This window comes from Pseudomonas sp. UBT (genome assembly GCF_050915955.1).
GTDB classification, from domain to species: Bacteria; Pseudomonadota; Gammaproteobacteria; order Pseudomonadales; family Pseudomonadaceae; genus Aquipseudomonas; species Aquipseudomonas antarctica_A.
The window spans coordinates 3,391,330-3,407,377 of record NZ_CP168079.1 but is presented as its reverse complement, the minus strand read 5'-3'; the positions used below and the strand labels follow the sequence as shown (position 1 = coordinate 3,407,377).

Here is a 16,048-nt window from a genome sequence, read left to right as displayed (position 1 = left end):
ATGAATCTTCACGAGTATCAGGGTAAGCAGCTGTTCGCTGAATACGGCCTGCCAGTATCCCAGGGCTACGCAGTAGACACCCCGGAAGCAGCAGCAGAAGCTTGCGACAAAATCGGTGGTACCGAGTGGGTTGTCAAAGCCCAGGTCCACGCTGGTGGTCGCGGTAAAGCGGGCGGCGTTAAGCTGGTTCGCAGCAAAGAAGACGCCAAGGCCTTCGCACAGCAGTGGCTGGGCAAGCGTCTGGTGACTTACCAGACTGATGCCAATGGCCAACCAGTCACCAAGATCCTGGTTGAATCGTGCACTGATATCGCTAAAGAGCTGTACCTGGGCGCTGTCGTTGACCGTTCGAGCCGTCGCATCGTGTTCATGGCTTCCACCGAAGGTGGCGTGGACATCGAGAAGATCGCTCACGACACTCCAGAAAAAATTCTGAAAGCCACGATCGATCCACTGGTTGGCGCTCAGCCATTCCAGGGTCGCGAACTGGCTTTCCAGCTGGGTCTGGAAGGCAAGCAAGTTGCCCAGTTCGCCAAGATCTTCGTAGGTCTGGCCAAACTGTTCCAGGATCACGATCTGGCCCTGCTGGAAGTGAACCCGCTGGTGATCAAGGCTGACGGCGATCTGCACTGCCTCGACGCCAAGATCAACATCGACGCCAACGCCATGTACCGTCAGCCTAAGCTGAAAACTTTCCACGATCCGTCGCAAGACGATCCGCGCGAAGCGCACGCTGCCAAGTTCGAACTGAACTACGTAGCCCTGGAAGGTAACATCGGTTGCATGGTCAACGGTGCTGGCCTGGCCATGGGTACCATGGACATCGTCAACCTGCATGGCGGCAAACCAGCCAACTTCCTCGACGTGGGCGGCGGTGCTACCAAAGAACGCGTTACCGAAGCCTTCAAGATCATCCTGTCCGACACTAACGTCGCTGCAGTATTGGTCAACATCTTCGGCGGCATCGTTCGTTGCGACATGATTGCCGAAGGCATCATCGGTGCAGTGAAAGAAGTCGGCGTTAAAATCCCGGTTGTTGTTCGCCTTGAAGGTAACAACGCTGAACTGGGCGCTAAAGTACTGGCAGAAAGCGGTTTGAACATCATCGCGGCTACCAGCCTGACCGACGCTGCTCAACAAGTTGTCAAAGCTGCGGAGGGCAAATAATGAGCGTCCTGATCAATAAAGACACCAAAGTTATCTGCCAGGGTATTACCGGTTCGCAAGGTAGTTTCCACACCCAGCAAGCCATCGAATACGGCACCAAGATGGTGGGTGGCGTTACTCCTGGTAAGGGCGGCACCGAGCACCTGGGTCTGCCAGTGTTCAACACCGTGAAAGACGCTGTAGCTGCCACTGGCGCCACCGCCAGCGTGATCTACGTTCCAGCTCCTTTCTGCAAAGACTCGATCCTGGAAGCGGCATTCGGCGGCATCAAGCTGATCGTTTGCATCACCGAAGGCATTCCTACCCTGGACATGCTGGACGCTAAAGTTAAGTGTGACGAGCTGGGCGTAGTCCTGATCGGCCCTAACTGCCCAGGCGTGATCACTCCAGGCGAATGCAAGATCGGCATCATGCCTGGTCACATTCACTTGCCAGGCAAAGTCGGTATCGTTTCCCGTTCCGGCACCCTGACCTACGAAGCTGTCAAGCAAACGACTGACGCCGGTTTCGGCCAGTCGACTTGCGTCGGTATCGGCGGTGACCCGATCCCAGGCTCGAACTTCATCGACATCCTGAAACTGTTCCAGGAAGACCCGAAGACCGAAGCGATCGTCATGATCGGTGAGATCGGCGGTTCGGCTGAAGAAGAAGCGGCTGCCTACATCAAGGCACACGTGACCAAGCCGGTTGTTTCCTACATCGCTGGTGTGACTGCCCCTGCTGGCAAGCGCATGGGCCATGCTGGCGCAATCATCTCCGGCGGCAAAGGCACAGCAGACGAGAAGTTTGCTGCCCTGGAAGACGCAGGCGTTAAAACCGTGCGTTCGCTGGCAGACATCGGCAAGGCTTTGTCCGAGCTGACCGGTTGGGCTGTCAAGTAAGCCTCGCGCTTAGCTGACGCTTTATCCACACAAAGGCCACCTTCGGGTGGCCTTTGTGCGTTCTGGGTATTGCTCATCAGATTGGATGCCCCGTTCACATGTGGGAGCTGGCTTGCCTGCGATAGCATCGACTCGGTTTACCTGATGGACCGAGTCGCCCGCATCGCAGGCAAGCCAGCTCCCACATGGGGCTGTATTGTCAAAATTAAGTATGAAAACGCGACATTGTGATGTCGCTTATCGGACAGTTCGCCCCGCAACAGTGCGTTTGTCGGCCTAATTCTGTACTCTAGCCGCCTCTTTATGCGTCCGCATCCCAAAAGGAAGCTGCGCGCTAGACCGGTCGGTCCCCATCAGGACCGGCAGCAGTTCCCTCATCCACAGGGAATCCCTCTCTAAATTCCGATTCAGTAGTGTGGTATTTCCTTAAATGAAAGTGTTGAAAAGCCAGGATGTCCTGGCGTTAGGCTTTATGACCTTCGCCCTGTTCGTGGGCGCCGGCAACATCATCTTCCCGCCTATCGTTGGTTTGCAGTCCGGGCCTCACGTGTGGATGGCAGCGCTGGGCTTCCTGATCACCGCGGTCGGTCTGCCGGTGGTCACCGTGATCGCCCTGGCCAAGGTCGGCGGCGGTATGGACGCGTTGAGCAGCCCGATTGGCAAGATTGCCGGCGGCCTGCTCGCGGCGGCGGCGTATCTGGCGGTAGGGCCATTGTTCGCCACTCCGCGCACTGCGACCGTTTCGTTTGAAGTGGGCCTGGCGCCGCTGACCGGCGAAAGCCCGTTGGCGCTGTTCCTCTACAGCTCGGTGTATTTCCTGGTGGTGTTCTTTGTTTCCCTCTACCCGGGCCGACTGCTGGATACCGTAGGTCGCTTCCTGGCGCCGCTGAAAATCATCGCCCTGGCCATTCTCGGCATCGCCGCGTTTGCCTTGCCGGCCGGTGACGTGGGCGTCGCGACGCCGGAATACGTCGCCGCACCGTTCTCCCAGGGCTTCATCAATGGTTACCTGACCATGGATACCCTCGGCGCGCTGGTATTCGGTATCGTCATCGTCAATGCCATCCGTTCCCGTGGCGTTGAATCGCCACAGCTGATCACCCGCTACGCGATCATCGCCGGGCTGATTGCCGGCGTGGGCCTGGCCCTGGTGTACATCAGCCTGTTCCGTCTGGGGTCGGGCAGCCATGCCGTGGCCGCCGGTGCAAGCAATGGCGCTGCCGTGCTGCATGCTTACGTGCAACACACGTTCGGCTCCCTGGGCAGTGGCTTCCTCGCTGTGCTGATCTCTCTGGCGTGCCTGGTCACCGCTGTTGGCCTGACCTGCGCGTGTGCCGAGTACTTCAGCAAAGTCCTGCCGCTGTCCTACAAGACGCTGGTAGTAATCCTGGCGCTGTTCTCGCTGTTTGTGTCCAACCTGGGCCTGACCAAGCTGATTGCCTTCTCGATCCCGGTACTCACCGCGATCTACCCGCCGTGCATCGTGCTGGTGGCCCTGAGCTTCTGCAAAGATTTCTGGCTCGAGCAGGGCCGCATCGTCGGCCCGGTCATGCTGGTGTCGTTCATCTTTGGTTGCATTGATGCGCTCAAGGGCGCGGGCCTGGCGGATTGGATGCCTGCGCAGTTGGCACATCTGCCGCTGAGCGAGCAAGGCCTGGCGTGGCTGGTACCCGCGGTGATGACGCTGGTCGTTGCCGTAGTGGTTGACCGCATGCTTGGCAAACGCAGCGAAGCCATCGCTTAACCCGCGGTTTCACGCTGTACTGAAATGCCCCGTATCAATCGATACGGGGCATTTTTTTGTGTGTGAGACCACAACCCCTAAAGTGTGGAATACGGTCAGTGTGGGAGCGGGCTTGCTCGCGAACGCGGTGGATCAGTAATGCACCAGGAGACTGACACACCGCGTTCGCGAGCAAGCCCGCTCCCACATTTAGATCGCATTAATATCCGTACACCGAGCAAAAGGCCCCCGCATGTCGTTCGTTGAAACCAATCAGATCCACCTGCTTGCTGCCCTCTGGTTCGTATTGTGCTGGGGCGGTTACACCCGATACGCCACGTGGAAGGCCCGTGACACTGCGTGCCTGGCCAGCGTGCTGCATCTGTATCGTGAAGACTGGATGCGCCGCATGTTGCTGCGCGATAACCGTATCGCCGATGCCAGCGTGATCGGTAACCTGGAGCGCAATGCCTCGTTCTTCGCATCCAGTACCTTGATCATCCTCGCCGGTATCCTGACAGTGCTGGGTGCTTCCGAGCGTGCGGTATCGTTGCTGGCGGACATTCCCATGGTGCAACAGGCGTCCCAGGGCATGTCGGAAATCAAGCTGCTGTGCCTGGCACTGGTGTTCGTCTATGCGTTTTTCACCTTCAGCTGGTGCATGCGCCAATACAACTTCGCCGCGGTGCTGGTGGGGTCGGCGCCGATGATTGGTGAACGGCATGTGTCGGAGCAGGAGCGCAACGCGTTCGCCCTGCGGGCAGCGCGGGTGATTTCCATGGCGGCCAACCAGTTCAACTTTGGCCTGCGTGCTTATTACTTTGGCATGACCATGCTGGCCTGGTTTGTCAGCCCGTGGTTATTCATGTTGATGAGCAGCGGGGTAGTGTTGGTGCTGTATCGCCGCGAGTTTCATTCCGACGTACTGCAGGTCATGGTCTACACGCCAACTGATATGCCGGTGACGGAGCCGGCTAAAGAAGCCGTGTCTTAACGCGTGGCGCCAAGGTTAATTAAACTTTTGGGCGCTGAAAAAACAGCAGACAAAGTAAAGCCCGCTATGTAAGCGGGCTTCCTTTTTGCAGCAGTTGCCAGGCTATTAAGGCTTGGCAGGTGCTACTGGAGTAGCGGTACCGTCTTCTTTTGCTTTTTCAGCGTTCGCATCAGCCTGAGCTTTGGCAGCATCGGCGTTTTCTTTTGCAGCGTCGTTCACTTTATCCTGTGCTTTCGCCATGTCCTTCTGAGCTTGCTCAGAATGCGCTTGGGCATCTTGGGCTTTGTCTTCGGATTTCTTATCGCAGGCAGCGAGGCCGAGGGCAGCAGCCAGCATCATGGAAATAGCTAAAGTCTTGCGCATGGGGTGTTTCTCCTTAGTGAAGATATCTACTGGCCTTTCGAGCTTAGACGGCCAGCATTAGTTCCTTTTGTTTCAAAGATATATAAAACGTGACGCTCAAGGAACTTTTGCCCTTGCCCCCGGACGCCTCTAATCGACACTAATAAGAGTCTGAACACATGACCGAAAATCCCTTGTTAGCGCGTGCCACACGCTTTGTTTCGGCGCTGCCCCACTGCCAGGTATTAGGCATCACCGTCCATGCTGCCAGCGAGGAGGGCATGACGCTGGTCCTGCCTTACAGCCCGAGCATCGTCGGCGATCCTCAAACCGGCGTGATTCACGGTGGCGCGCTGACCTCCTTGATGGACACTGCCTGCGGCATGGCCACGCTGTGTGTCTTGCCGGAGTTCGAGGTGTGCCCGACGCTCGACCTGCGTGTCGACTACATGCATCCCGCCGAACCGCACAAGCCCGTGTACGGCTTCGCCCAATGCTATCGGGTGACCACCGACGTGATCTTCACCCGCGGCTTCGCCTACCAGGATGATCCGCAGCAGCCCATCGCCCACGTGGTCGGCACGTTCATGCGCATGGGCAAGCGCCTCAAGGGCACGCAAGGGCTGGGCAGCACCCTCAAGGGAGAGCAGGCATGACACATCGATTCAAGACCCGCCTCGAACAGGCCCATCACCGGGGTAACTACGAGGCGCTGCTCGACCTGGTCCCCTACGCCAAGCTGATTGGCATTGAATGCACAAGGTTGGGGGATGAATTGCTGTTTCGTCTGCCGGCCAACAAGGACAACATTGGTAACCCCATATTGCCGGCGCTGCACGGTGGGGTGATTGCCGGGTTTATGGAGCTGTCGGCGGCGCTGCACCTTCTGGTATTTACCGGCGCGCCGGGCCTGCCGAAAATCATCGATTTTTCCCTGGATTACCTGCGCGCCGGCCAGTTTCGCGACACTTACGCCAGATGCCAGGTGTGGCGCCAGGGCCGGCGCGTCGCCAATGTGGCAATCACTGCCTGGCAAAGCACCCCGGCCGAACCGATTGCCACCGCTCGCGCACATTTCAAGATTGAGGAAACAGCGCGCCCTTGAAATCCTGGTCTTAGCCCCCAACTTTGATGACAACCCGCCGCCAACCCTTAAGGGCGCGGCCACTGCCATCCAATTGGAGTTTGATGACCATGAGTGTGGAAACTCAAAAGGAAACCCTGGGCTTCCAGACCGAGGTGAAGCAACTGCTGCACCTCATGATCCATTCGCTGTATTCCAACAAGGAAATCTTCCTTCGCGAATTGATCTCGAACGCCTCTGACGCTGTCGACAAATTACGTTTCGAAGCCCTGTCCAAGCCTGAATTGCTGGAAGGTGGCGCCGAACTGAAAATCCGTGTGAGCTTCGACAAGGACGCCAAGACCGTCACCCTCGAAGACAACGGTATCGGCATGAGCCGTGAAGACGCGATCACCCATCTGGGCACCATCGCCAAATCCGGCACCGCAGATTTCATGAAGAACCTGTCGGGCGATCAGAAAAAGGATTCGCACCTGATCGGTCAATTCGGTGTGGGCTTTTACTCGGCCTTTATCGTTGCCGACAAGGTTGAAGTGTTCAGCCGCCGCGCCGGCCTCGCCGCCAGCGAAGGTGTGCACTGGTCTTCCAAAGGTGAGGGCGAGTTCGAAATCGCCACCCTCGACAAGGCTGACCGTGGTACCCGCATCGTGCTGCACCTGAAAGCGGCTGAAGATGAGTTCGCCGATGGCTGGCGCCTGCGCAATATCATCAAGAAATACTCCGACCACATCGCGCTGCCGATCGAGTTGCCGAAAGAGCAAGCTGCTGCCGAAGGCGAAGAGCAGCCTGCCCAGGAATGGGAAGTGGTCAACCGTGCCAGCGCCTTGTGGACGCGTCCTCGTACTGAAGTCAAAGACGAGGAATACCAGGAGTTCTACAAGCACATCGCTCACGACTACGAAAACCCGCTGAGCTGGAGCCACAACAAGGTCGAAGGCAAGCTGGAATACAGCTCGCTGCTCTACGTACCGGCGCGTGCTCCGTTCGACCTGTACCAGCGTGAAGCGCCCAAAGGCTTGAAGCTGTACGTGCAGCGCGTGTTCGTGATGGACCAGGCAGAGTCCTTCCTGCCGCTGTACCTGCGCTTTATCAAAGGCGTGGTCGACTCCAACGACCTGTCGCTGAACGTGTCGCGGGAAATCCTGCAGAAAGACCCGATCATCGACTCCATGAAGTCGGCGCTGACCAAGCGCGTGCTCGACATGCTGGAAAAACTGGCGAAGAACGAGCCTGAGCAATACAAGGGCTTCTGGAAAAACTTCGGTCAGGTCATGAAAGAAGGCCCGGCGGAAGATTTTGCCAACAAGGAAAAAATCGCCGGCCTGCTGCGTTTTGCATCTACCCAAGGTGAAGACGGTGAGCAGGTTGTGTCGCTGGCCGAGTACCTGGCACGCGCCAAGGAAGGTCAGGACAAGATCTACTACCTGACCGGCGAAACCTACGCTCAGGTCAAGAACAGCCCGCACCTGGAAGTCTTCCGCAAGAAAGGCATCGAAGTGCTGCTGTTGACCGACCGTATCGATGAGTGGCTGATGAGCTACCTCAGCGAGTTCGACGGCAAAACCTTCGTCGACGTGGCCCGTGGCGACCTGGACCTGGGTAACCTGGACTCCGAAGAAGAGAAGAAGGAAGCCGAAGAAGTCGCCAAGGCCAAAGAAGGCCTGGTTGAGCGGATCAAGACCGCTCTGGGCGATGCTGTCAGCGAAGTGCGGGTTTCGCACCGTCTGACCGACTCCCCGGCGATTCTGGCCATCGGCGAGCAGGACCTGGGCATGCAGATGCGTCAGATCCTGGAAGCGAGCGGTCAGAAGGTTCCGGACTCCAAGCCGATCTTCGAATTCAACCCGGCTCACCCGCTGATCGAGAAACTCGACGGCGAGCAAAGCGAAGAGCGTTTTGGCGACTTGTCGCACATCCTCTTCGACCAGGCGGCCCTGGCCGCTGGCGACAGCTTGAAAGACCCGGCCGCCTACGTGCGCCGATTGAACAAGCTGTTGGTTGAACTGTCGGTTTAACACCGTTGTAGAAAAACCCGCTTCGGCGGGTTTTTTCGTTCTAGTGCACCTCAACTGGAGTAAATGATGAGCCAAGTCACTGTGCGTTCCGTGGTCTATCAGATTGATGGCCAGTCTTATGAAAGCCGCCTGGCATTCGATGCCAGCCATAAGGGCCCGCTGCCGGGTCTGTTGATGGCACCGAACTGGATGGGTGTGAGTGCGGGTGCCGAAGACATTGCCAAAAGCGTCGCCGCCAAGGGCTACGTGGTGCTGATCGCCGACCTGTACGGGCAAACCGTACGCCCATCGAATGGCGATGAAGCGGGCGCGGCAATGATGCCGTTGAAAAATGACCGCCCATTGCTGAACAAGCGTATGCAGGCAGCCTTTGAGCAACTGCAAGGCCAGACCGAAGCCGCTGTCGATACCGCGAAACTCGCGTCGTTCGGTTTCTGCTTTGGCGGTTGCTGCACCCTGGAACTGGCGCGTACCGGCGCAGCGTTGAAGGCCGCCGTGTCGTTCCACGGCACTCTCGACACGCCGAACCCGGCGGATGCGAAAAACATCAAAGGTTCAGTGCTGGTACTGCACGGCGCTTCCGACCCGTTGGTGCCCAAGGAACAGTTGCCGGCGTTTGAAGATGAAATGAACGCGGCCGGTGTGGATTGGCAGTTGCTGAGCTACGGCGGTGCGGTGCATTCCTTCACTGACCCGCATGCCAATGTGCCGGGCAAGATGATGTACGACGCGAAGACCGCTGCGCGGGCGTTCCATTCGATGCATAACTTGTTGGATGAAGTGTTCAAGGGCTAAATCTTTAGCGCCTGTGCCGGCCTCTTCGCGAGCAAGCCCGCTCCCACATTTTGATTGGTGAACACGGTTAAATGTGGGAGCTGGCTTGCCTGCGATAGCTATCTGACAGGCAACTCAATCCTTTCAGACTCTCCCGGCACCGTCGGCCAATCCCCAGCCGCCCAACGCTGCCGCGCCTGTTCGATCATGGCCGGATCGCTCGCCACAAAATTCCAGTTGATCCGCCGTGGCCCATCCAGTGGCGCACCGCCAAACACCATCAGGTGGCAATCGCTTTCAGCAAACAGTGCCATTGCCTGCCCGGCAGGCAGCACCACCAGGCTGTTCACTGCCAACACCTCGCCGTCCAGCTGCGCCTCACCCTCCAGCACATACACCGCCCGTTCCTCGTGCTCATCCGGGATCAACAGCGTCGTGGCCGTCTGCATCTGCACCTCGGCATACAACGTAGGCGACAGCACCGGCACCGGTGATTTGAGACAGAAGCCGCTACCGGCGATCAGACGAATCTGCACGCCCAGGTTGTCACTGACTGGCAGGGTCGCCGCCGAGTGATGGCTGTAATGCCCAGGCCCCGTCTCATGGTCTTTGGGTGAGGCCAGCCACACTTGCAGGCCATGCAGGCTGAAACCTTCAGCCTTGATCGCCTCGGGCGTGCGTTCGACGTGGGCAATCGCACTGCCGGCCGTCATCCAGCTGACGTCGCCGGCTTGCACCAACTGGTCCGAGCCGAGGCTGTCTTTGTGCTGCAAGGCACCTTCGAATAGATAAGTGAGCGTCGACAGCCCGATATGCGGGTGCTGGCGGATATTCATGCCGGTGCCCGGCGCATAACGCGTCAGCAGCATGTGGTCGAAGAACACAAAAGGCCCGACGCTGCGGCATTCGCGCGACGGCAACGGGCGCAGGATCGGCTGGCCTTCAACATCTTCGGCGCGCGGGCGGATCACGGTGAGGGTGGTCATGGTGCGTCCCTGTCTGAGCGGGTTAGATGGCCCTGAGCATAACCCGCTCGACGGGTGGATGGCGCTACTGGCTGAAAGCGCCTTCGGACAGTTTCGTCTCGATGGTGACTTCTGCGGTGGTCATCAGTTTATGCACGGGGCAGCTATCAGCCACGCGGTGCAGCTCGTCGCGCTGTTCATCGGTGAGCACGCCCTTGAGGGTTAACTTGACGTTGAGCGTGTATTTGCCTTTTTGCTCCTCGGTGCTGTCGTGGGTGACTTCCACGGTGACGCCGGTGAGGGGAATGTCTTTTTTCTGGGCATACAGTTTGACGGTCAGCGCCTTGCACGAGGCCAGGGCAGCATCGAAATAATCGTGGGGGGAGGGCGCCGAGTCGTCGCCGCCCAGGCTTTTGGGCAAATCGGTGAACAGTTCGTGGTTATTGATATTCACACTGTGGCGAAAGTTGTCGTGGTTCAGGGTGTTGACGGTAACAGGCATGGTAAACCTCACAGATTGGCAGGATGAAGGTCATGCAGTTATAGAACATGCTGGCACTGGGGTGTTCCGCGTTTTTTGCCGGTGAACCCGTTTGCATCGCGCAAGGTCTACCGCAATTCACCCCTATGAGATTTTACCGTGCCTTGGACCCGCCTCAGTCTTGCCCTGTTGCTCGCTGCCAGTAGCCTCGTCGTGCAGGCCCGCGAATATGCCTACAGCGATGCGCACCTGCATTACGTCGACTTCTTCCAGGAAACGGCAGGCATGGACACGCTGCTTAAGGCCATGGCGGATAATCGCATCGAGCATGTGATGATTTCCGGCATTCCTGTGGCCAAGAAATGGCACGAAGACGAACCCAAGCGCCCGCGTTACTACGCGGGTGACGATGCCGATGCCTATTGGTACAGCGCCACCGACGTGATCGTCGCGGCAGCGGTGAACACACTCACCCCTGAGCAGCGTCAGCATTTTCATCCGTTTTTGTCCGGCTTTAACCCTAACGACAAGAACTCGGCGGCGCATATCCAACGCATGCTCGACCTCAACCCAGGGCTCTGGCAGGGCATTGGTGAAGTGTTCACACGGCACGACGACCTGACGGCCTTGACGGCAGGTGACACCCCGCGGGCCAACAATGAAGCCATGACGCGCGTCTATCACCTCGCCGCCGAAAACGATTTGCCGGTGATGCTGCACTCGAACATCACCTCCAAGCGCGAACGCAACCCACTGTACCTGCCGGAGGTGGAGACATCGCTGCGCAACCACCCGCACACGCGTTTTATCTGGGCGCATGCGGGTACCAGTAAAGAGATCCATCGCCATCAGGTACAGATGGACTTCTTGCTCCCTACCTTGAGCCGTATGTTGCAAGCCTATCCCAATCTGTACATCGACCTCTCTTGGAGCATGCTCACGCCGTACTTGCTGGATGAGGCAGGTAAGCCTCGCGCGCAATGGTTAAAGCTGGTTGAACGCTTCCCTGAGCGCTTCATGGTGGGTTCGGATGTTGTAGGGCGCTTCAATAAGCTCGGTAAGGAAATGCGCCGCTTTGATCCTTTCCTGGACGCGCTGCCGGAGGACGTGGCCCGTAAGGTTGCGCGCGATAACTTCCTGGCCATTCTGCCTAAACACGCTCGCGATGAGCAGGCACATTGATATCGCGTTTTCGTCTTACGCAATTTGGCTGAAGGGCCGATAGCTTTCAGGAGACCCGCTGCAGGTGGATGCAGCGCATTTGGAAGGAACCAGGCAATGAGTATCCGTAGTCTGAATATCGCTCCCCGCGCCGGCTTGGGCTTTGGCGTGTTGGCGTTGATGGTGTTCGCCTTGGGCGGCTTCGCACTGCTGCAGATGGCCAACATGCGCCAGCAGTCGGACCAGGTGGAGAACAACTGGCTGCCCAGCGTGATGGCGGTGGGGGATATGAGCCAGGATCTGTTAAGGGTTCGCGCGCTGACCCTGCGGTTGGTGGTCAACCGTGATCCGCAGGCGCTGGCGCAGAACGAGCAAAAACTGACCGATCTGAAAAATGGCATGTCCCACGCCCAGACACTTTACGAGGGGCTGATCGTCCTGCCCGAAGAACGCACGCTGTTTGATCGTTTCAAGACCGAAGAGCAGCAATACCTGCAACGCCAAGAGCAGGTGATGACGCTCTCCAAGGCCAACCAGTTGGACGATGCGATCAAGATCGTCAACGGTGAGATGAATCAACTGGCCGATCAGATGGCCGGCACTCTGCATGATCTGGTCATTTTGAACAAAACCAATGCCAACCTGGCCGCAAGCCTGGCGCAAAGCGTGTTCACTCAATCGCGTACCTGGGTGGTCGGCATGATCGTGCTCACGGCGCTGATTACCATTGGGTTGGCGGTGTGGCTGACCCGCAGCATCGTGCTGCCGTTGGCACAGTCACTGAAAGTCGCGCAGGGCGTCGCCAGTGGCGACCTGACCGGTGAGATCAACGTGACCGGCAATGATGAGCCGGCGCGCTTGCAGCAGGCGCTCAAGGGCATGCAGGAAAATCTGCGCGACACCATCCGGCGTATTGGCGAATCCTCTAACCAGTTGGCTTCGGCTTCCGAAGAACTCAGTTGCGTCACTGAGGACGCGACCCGTGGCCTGCACCAGCAGAACCAGGAAATCGAACAGGCCGCCACGGCGGTGAACCAGATGACGGCGGCGGTGGAAGAAGTGGCGAGCAACGCGGTGGCCACGTCGCAGGCGTCGCGCGAGTCCGACCGCATCGCCCAGCGCGGGCGTGCTCAGGTGCACCAGACAGTGGAGTCGATTGAGGCGTTGGCCACGGACGTGACCGCCAATGCCACTCAGGTCGAAGAATTGGCGCAAAAGGTCTATGGCATCAGCAAGGTGCTGGACGTGATTCGCTCGATTGCCGAACAGACTAACCTGCTGGCGCTGAATGCCGCGATCGAAGCGGCGCGGGCCGGGGATGCCGGGCGCGGTTTTGCCGTGGTGGCGGATGAGGTGCGGGCCTTGGCCCATCGCACGCAACAGTCGACCCAGGAAATTGAGCTGATGATCAGCGGCATTCAGCAGGGCACCGATCAGGCCGTCAGTTCGATGCAGCAGAGCAATACCCGGGCGCGCTCCACGCTGGATATCGCCAAGTCGGCGGGCACGGCGCTGGAAGAAATTGCGTCGGCATTTACCCTGATCAACGAGCGCAACCTGGTGATTGCCAGTGCCTCGGAGCAGCAGGCGGCGGTGGCGCGGGAAGTGGATCGCAACTTGATGAATATTCGTGATCTGGCGCATCAGACGTCGACCGGCGCCAATCAGACCAGTGCGGCGAGCCAGGAGCTGTCGCGGTTGGCGGTGGATCTGAACACGATGGTGGCGCGGTTTTCGGTGTAGGGCGCAAGACCGCGGTTATTCAATCGCAGGCAAGCTGGCCCCCACATTTGACTGTGTTCACAATTCAGCATGTGGGCGCTGGCTTGCCTGCGGTACGCATGGGTATCTACGCAACTCTTTGTGTTGCTTTGAGCCTGCGTTCGGCCATCGAGGTTAACGGGGCCTGTCAGATCAAGATCAACAGCAGATCAACAGCAGAGCACGGCGGCCTGGTAGCCGACCTGAGTGGTTGAAGCAAAAGCAGGGCAACAGCACAGCAACACCACTTTTACCGGATGAAATGAGTTCCAAATGTGGGAGCGGCGGTGCGACGATTCGACTTGCTCGCGAATGCGGTGTGTCAGTCAACTTATTTGTAACTGACACACCGCTTTCGCGAGCAAGCCCGCTCCCACATTTGATGGGGTTCAGCTTCCAAGATCAGGTCGGCTACCAGGCCGCCGTGCTCTGCTTTTGATTTTGATCTGCTGTTGATTTTGATCTTAGGCGCCCCGTTAACCACGCTGGCCGAACGGAGGTATTACGGAGCGGGTAAACCGGCAGGACGCCGGTTTAGCCGCGACGGGGCAGGGACGGCCCGTCGCGGCGGCCCGCTTCGTGATGCCGGAACCCATGTCAGCCGTAACCCAAACAACGGATATGTACTCAGCGCCCCCCGACAACCACAGCACTCAACCCGTAAAAAAAGATAGGTAGATACCTATGCTGCAATGCGGGCGACTCGGTCTCACCTTTTCAGTTGCCCATAAAAAAGCCCCGAACCAGTCGGGGCTTTTTTACATGATCCACCTGCGGGGCTTACTTGCCCTGCCAGCGTTTCAGTACCAGGGTGGCGTTGGTGCCACCGAAGCCGAAGCTGTTGCTCATCACGGTGTCGATTTTGACGTTTTCAACGGTCTTGGTCAGGATCGGCATATCGGCAACGACCGGGTCGATCTCTTCGATGTTGGCCGAACCGGCCATGAAGTTGCCTTCCATCATCAGCAGGCAGTAGATCGCTTCGTGAACGCCGGCGGCGCCCAGGGAGTGACCGGACAGGCTCTTGGTAGAGCTGATGGCCGGAGCCTTGTCGCCGAATACCGCACGCACACCTTCCATTTCCTTGGCGTCGCCGACCGGAGTCGACGTGCCGTGGGTGTTCAGGTAGTCGATTGGGGTGTCAACGGTGGACATGGCCATCTGCATGCAACGGATGGCGCCTTCACCGCTTGGCGCAACCATGTCGTAGCCGTCGGAAGTGGCGCCGTAGCCGACGATTTCCGCGTAGATCTTCGCACCACGGGCCAGGGCGTGTTCCAGCTCCTCGACCACGACCATGCCGCCACCGCCGGCGATGACGAAACCGTCACGCTTGGCGTCGTAGGCGCGGGAGGCCTTTTCCGGGGTTTCGTTGTACTGGGTGGACAGGGCGCCCATGGCATCGAACAGGAACGACTGGCTCCAATGCTCTTCTTCACCGCCACCGGCGAACACGATGTCTTGTTTGCCCAGTTGGATCTGCTCAACCGCAGTACCGATGCAGTGAGCACTGGTGGCGCAGGCGGAGGAGATCGAGTAGTTCACACCCTTGATCTGGAACGGCGTGGCCAGGCAGGCCGAAACAGTGCTGCCCATGGTCCGCGTTACACGGTACGGGCCAACGCGTTTCACGCCTTTTTCGCGCAGGATGTCCAGCGCTTCCATCTGGTTCAGGGTGGATGCGCCGCCGGAGCCGGCGATCAGGCCGGTGCGTACGTTCGATACCTGGTCTTCGCTCAGGCCGGAATCGGCAATGGCGTCTTTCATGGCCAGGTAAGCGTAAGCGGCAGCGTGGCCGACGAAGCGATAGATCTTGCGATCGATCAGTTCTTCGAGGGGCAGGTCGATGGAGCCGGAAACCTGGCTACGCAGACCCATTTCGGCATATTCCGGGTTAAAGCGGATGCCAGGGCGACTTGCACGCAGGTTAGCGGTGACGGTCTCTTTGTCATTGCCCAGGCAAGAAACGATGCCCAGACCAGTGATAACGACGCGGCGCATGCGGATAACCCTTAAAAGTTGTCAGTGGAAGTGAATACGCCGACCCGAAGGCCTTCGGCAGTATAGATCTCGCGACCGTCGACAGTCACCGAACCGTCGGCGATGGCCAGGTTCAGCTTGCCCTTGAGGACGCGCTTGATGTGAATGTTGTAAGTGACTTTCTTGGCGGTCGGCAAGACTTGGCCAAAGAACTTCACTTCGCCCGAACCCAGGGCACGACCGCGGCCCGGCAGGCCTTGCCAGCCCAGGTAGAAGCCAACCAGTTGCCACATGGCGTCGAGGCCCAGGCAGCCCGGCATGACAGGGTCACCTTCGAAATGGCACGCGAAGAACCACAGGTCAGGGGTGATATCCAGCTCGGCGACCAATTCACCTTTGCCGTACTTGCCACCTTCTTCGCTGATATGGGTGATGCGATCCACCATCAGCATGTTCGGGGCGGGCAGTTGCGCGTTACCTGGGCCGAACAGCTCACCGCGACTGCAGCGCAGCAGGTCTTCCCGAGTAAAGGCGTTTTGTTTGGTCATGCGAGCTCCTCAATAATCCCATGCGGCAGGGTAGGGCAAATCTTCCCGAACCGAATGAAGCGTTCATGCCTCATATCGGCAGCCTACACATAGACTATTGCGTTGTAGTGAAAGTCACAGCGTCAAGGCACTCAATGTACACTTGTTCACTGAAATTTTAAACCGAGCCTGT

15 protein-coding genes and 1 pseudogene are annotated in these 16,048 nt (G+C 58.4%); 11 read left to right on the top strand and 5 right to left on the bottom strand.

Translation table 11 applies throughout. The features are described 5' to 3' along the window. The 4 genes from sucC (at nucleotide 1) to ACDZ94_RS15565 (ending at nucleotide 4,765) form a co-directional block, all read left to right on the top strand. Entirely contained in the window at nucleotides 1-1,167 is a 1,167-nt protein-coding gene (sucC, locus tag ACDZ94_RS15580; RefSeq protein WP_064451609.1) for an ADP-forming succinate--CoA ligase subunit beta, read from the top strand. Beyond that, nucleotides 1,167-2,048, top strand: a complete 882-nt coding sequence (gene sucD, locus ACDZ94_RS15575) for a succinate--CoA ligase subunit alpha (RefSeq protein WP_003210566.1) — start codon at nucleotides 1,167-1,169, stop codon at nucleotides 2,046-2,048. The genes sucC and sucD overlap by 1 nt, the downstream gene beginning before the upstream one ends. Nucleotides 2,049-2,478: 430 nt before the next feature. Further along, a complete protein-coding gene (gene brnQ / locus ACDZ94_RS15570; protein ID WP_064451610.1) occupies nucleotides 2,479-3,792 on the top strand; it encodes a branched-chain amino acid transport system II carrier protein in 1,314 nt (437 codons plus the stop codon). Between the two features lie 232 nt (nucleotides 3,793-4,024). Beyond that, nucleotides 4,025-4,765 carry a DUF599 domain-containing protein gene (locus tag ACDZ94_RS15565; protein WP_064451611.1) on the top strand — a complete coding sequence of 247 codons (741 nt, stop codon included), beginning with the start codon at nucleotides 4,025-4,027 and terminating at the stop codon, nucleotides 4,763-4,765. A gap of 105 nt (nucleotides 4,766-4,870) precedes the next feature. Here ACDZ94_RS15565 and ACDZ94_RS15560 read toward each other — a convergent pair whose 3' ends face one another. After that, nucleotides 4,871-5,128, bottom strand: a complete 258-nt coding sequence (locus tag ACDZ94_RS15560) for a hypothetical protein (protein WP_053255236.1) — start codon at nucleotides 5,126-5,128, stop codon at nucleotides 4,871-4,873. Nucleotides 5,129-5,286: 158 nt separating this feature from the next. On the opposite strand from ACDZ94_RS15560, the gene ACDZ94_RS15555 reads away from it, so the two are divergent. The 4 genes from ACDZ94_RS15555 to ACDZ94_RS15540 all read left to right on the top strand — a co-directional run bounded on the left by ACDZ94_RS15555 (nucleotide 5,287) and on the right by ACDZ94_RS15540 (nucleotide 9,001). After that, entirely contained in the window at nucleotides 5,287-5,763 is a 477-nt protein-coding gene (locus ACDZ94_RS15555) for a PaaI family thioesterase (protein WP_432750416.1), read from the top strand. Beyond that, nucleotides 5,760-6,212 carry a PaaI family thioesterase gene (locus ACDZ94_RS15550; protein WP_432750415.1) on the top strand — a complete coding sequence of 151 codons (453 nt, stop codon included), beginning with the start codon at nucleotides 5,760-5,762 and terminating at the stop codon, nucleotides 6,210-6,212. The genes ACDZ94_RS15555 and ACDZ94_RS15550 overlap by 4 nt, the downstream gene beginning before the upstream one ends. An 89-nt stretch (nucleotides 6,213-6,301) precedes the next feature. Beyond that, nucleotides 6,302-8,206, top strand: coding sequence for a molecular chaperone HtpG (htpG, locus tag ACDZ94_RS15545; protein ID WP_064454890.1), 1,905 nt, complete (start codon nucleotides 6,302-6,304; stop codon nucleotides 8,204-8,206). Nucleotides 8,207-8,272: 66 nt separating this feature from the next. Continuing rightward, nucleotides 8,273-9,001, top strand: coding sequence for a dienelactone hydrolase family protein (locus ACDZ94_RS15540; RefSeq protein WP_432750414.1), 729 nt, complete (start codon nucleotides 8,273-8,275; stop codon nucleotides 8,999-9,001). 98 nt (nucleotides 9,002-9,099) lie between these two features. On the opposite strand, the gene ACDZ94_RS15535 is transcribed toward ACDZ94_RS15540, so the two are convergent. Continuing rightward, nucleotides 9,100-9,966 carry a pirin family protein gene (locus tag ACDZ94_RS15535; RefSeq protein ID WP_432750413.1) on the bottom strand — a complete coding sequence of 289 codons (867 nt, stop codon included), beginning with the start codon at nucleotides 9,964-9,966 and terminating at the stop codon, nucleotides 9,100-9,102. Between the two features lie 64 nt (nucleotides 9,967-10,030). After that, the gene (locus ACDZ94_RS15530; RefSeq protein WP_432750412.1) at nucleotides 10,031-10,447 is read right to left on the bottom strand and encodes an OsmC family protein; all 417 of its coding nucleotides are present in this window, start codon (nucleotides 10,445-10,447) and stop codon (nucleotides 10,031-10,033) included. A gap of 138 nt (nucleotides 10,448-10,585) precedes the next feature. Between ACDZ94_RS15530 and ACDZ94_RS15525 the strand changes: the two genes are divergently transcribed. The 3 genes and pseudogenes from ACDZ94_RS15525 (at nucleotide 10,586) to ACDZ94_RS15515 (ending at nucleotide 13,330) form a co-directional block, all read left to right on the top strand. Next, nucleotides 10,586-11,608 carry an amidohydrolase family protein gene (locus ACDZ94_RS15525; RefSeq protein WP_221294317.1) on the top strand — a complete coding sequence of 341 codons (1,023 nt, stop codon included), beginning with the start codon at nucleotides 10,586-10,588 and terminating at the stop codon, nucleotides 11,606-11,608. 96 nt (nucleotides 11,609-11,704) lie between these two features. Beyond that, nucleotides 11,705-12,427: pseudogene (locus ACDZ94_RS15520) on the top strand (MCP four helix bundle domain-containing protein); the annotation flags it as partial. Between the two features lie 39 nt (nucleotides 12,428-12,466). Next, the gene (locus ACDZ94_RS15515; RefSeq protein WP_407017894.1) at nucleotides 12,467-13,330 is read left to right on the top strand and encodes a methyl-accepting chemotaxis protein; all 864 of its coding nucleotides are present in this window, start codon (nucleotides 12,467-12,469) and stop codon (nucleotides 13,328-13,330) included. Nucleotides 13,331-14,128: 798 nt separating this feature from the next. On the opposite strand, the gene fabB is transcribed toward ACDZ94_RS15515, so the two are convergent. Together fabB and fabA are read right to left on the bottom strand one after the other, a co-directional pair. Further along, a complete protein-coding gene (fabB, locus tag ACDZ94_RS15510; RefSeq protein ID WP_053255243.1) occupies nucleotides 14,129-15,349 on the bottom strand; it encodes a beta-ketoacyl-ACP synthase I in 1,221 nt (406 codons plus the stop codon). Between the two features lie 11 nt (nucleotides 15,350-15,360). Then, complete coding sequence (gene fabA, locus ACDZ94_RS15505; RefSeq protein WP_032859207.1) at nucleotides 15,361-15,876, bottom strand: 3-hydroxyacyl-[acyl-carrier-protein] dehydratase FabA; 516 nt, start codon at nucleotides 15,874-15,876, stop codon at nucleotides 15,361-15,363. Nucleotides 15,877-16,048 lie beyond the last annotated feature (172 nt).

Bases quoted from the DNA above. Each gene is read 5' to 3' on its own strand.
- htpG (WP_064454890.1), top strand. From the start codon at position 6,302: ATGAGTGTGGAAACTCAAAAGGAAACCCTGGGCTTCCAGACCGAGGTG.
- ACDZ94_RS15560 (WP_053255236.1), bottom strand. From the start codon at position 5,128: ATGCGCAAGACTTTAGCTATTTCCATGATGCTGGCTGCTGCCCTCGGC.
- brnQ (WP_064451610.1), top strand. From the start codon at position 2,479: ATGAAAGTGTTGAAAAGCCAGGATGTCCTGGCGTTAGGCTTTATGACC.
- sucD (WP_003210566.1), top strand. From the start codon at position 1,167: ATGAGCGTCCTGATCAATAAAGACACCAAAGTTATCTGCCAGGGTATT.
- ACDZ94_RS15540 (WP_432750414.1), top strand. From the start codon at position 8,273: ATGAGCCAAGTCACTGTGCGTTCCGTGGTCTATCAGATTGATGGCCAG.
- fabB (WP_053255243.1), bottom strand. From the start codon at position 15,349: ATGCGCCGCGTCGTTATCACTGGTCTGGGCATCGTTTCTTGCCTGGGC.
- ACDZ94_RS15535 (WP_432750413.1), bottom strand. From the start codon at position 9,966: ATGACCACCCTCACCGTGATCCGCCCGCGCGCCGAAGATGTTGAAGGC.
- sucC (WP_064451609.1), top strand. From the start codon at position 1: ATGAATCTTCACGAGTATCAGGGTAAGCAGCTGTTCGCTGAATACGGC.
- ACDZ94_RS15530 (WP_432750412.1), bottom strand. From the start codon at position 10,447: ATGCCTGTTACCGTCAACACCCTGAACCACGACAACTTTCGCCACAGT.
- ACDZ94_RS15555 (WP_432750416.1), top strand. From the start codon at position 5,287: ATGACCGAAAATCCCTTGTTAGCGCGTGCCACACGCTTTGTTTCGGCG.
- ACDZ94_RS15515 (WP_407017894.1), top strand. From the start codon at position 12,467: ATGCAGGAAAATCTGCGCGACACCATCCGGCGTATTGGCGAATCCTCT.
- ACDZ94_RS15550 (WP_432750415.1), top strand. From the start codon at position 5,760: ATGACACATCGATTCAAGACCCGCCTCGAACAGGCCCATCACCGGGGT.
- fabA (WP_032859207.1), bottom strand. From the start codon at position 15,876: ATGACCAAACAAAACGCCTTTACTCGGGAAGACCTGCTGCGCTGCAGT.
- ACDZ94_RS15565 (WP_064451611.1), top strand. From the start codon at position 4,025: ATGTCGTTCGTTGAAACCAATCAGATCCACCTGCTTGCTGCCCTCTGG.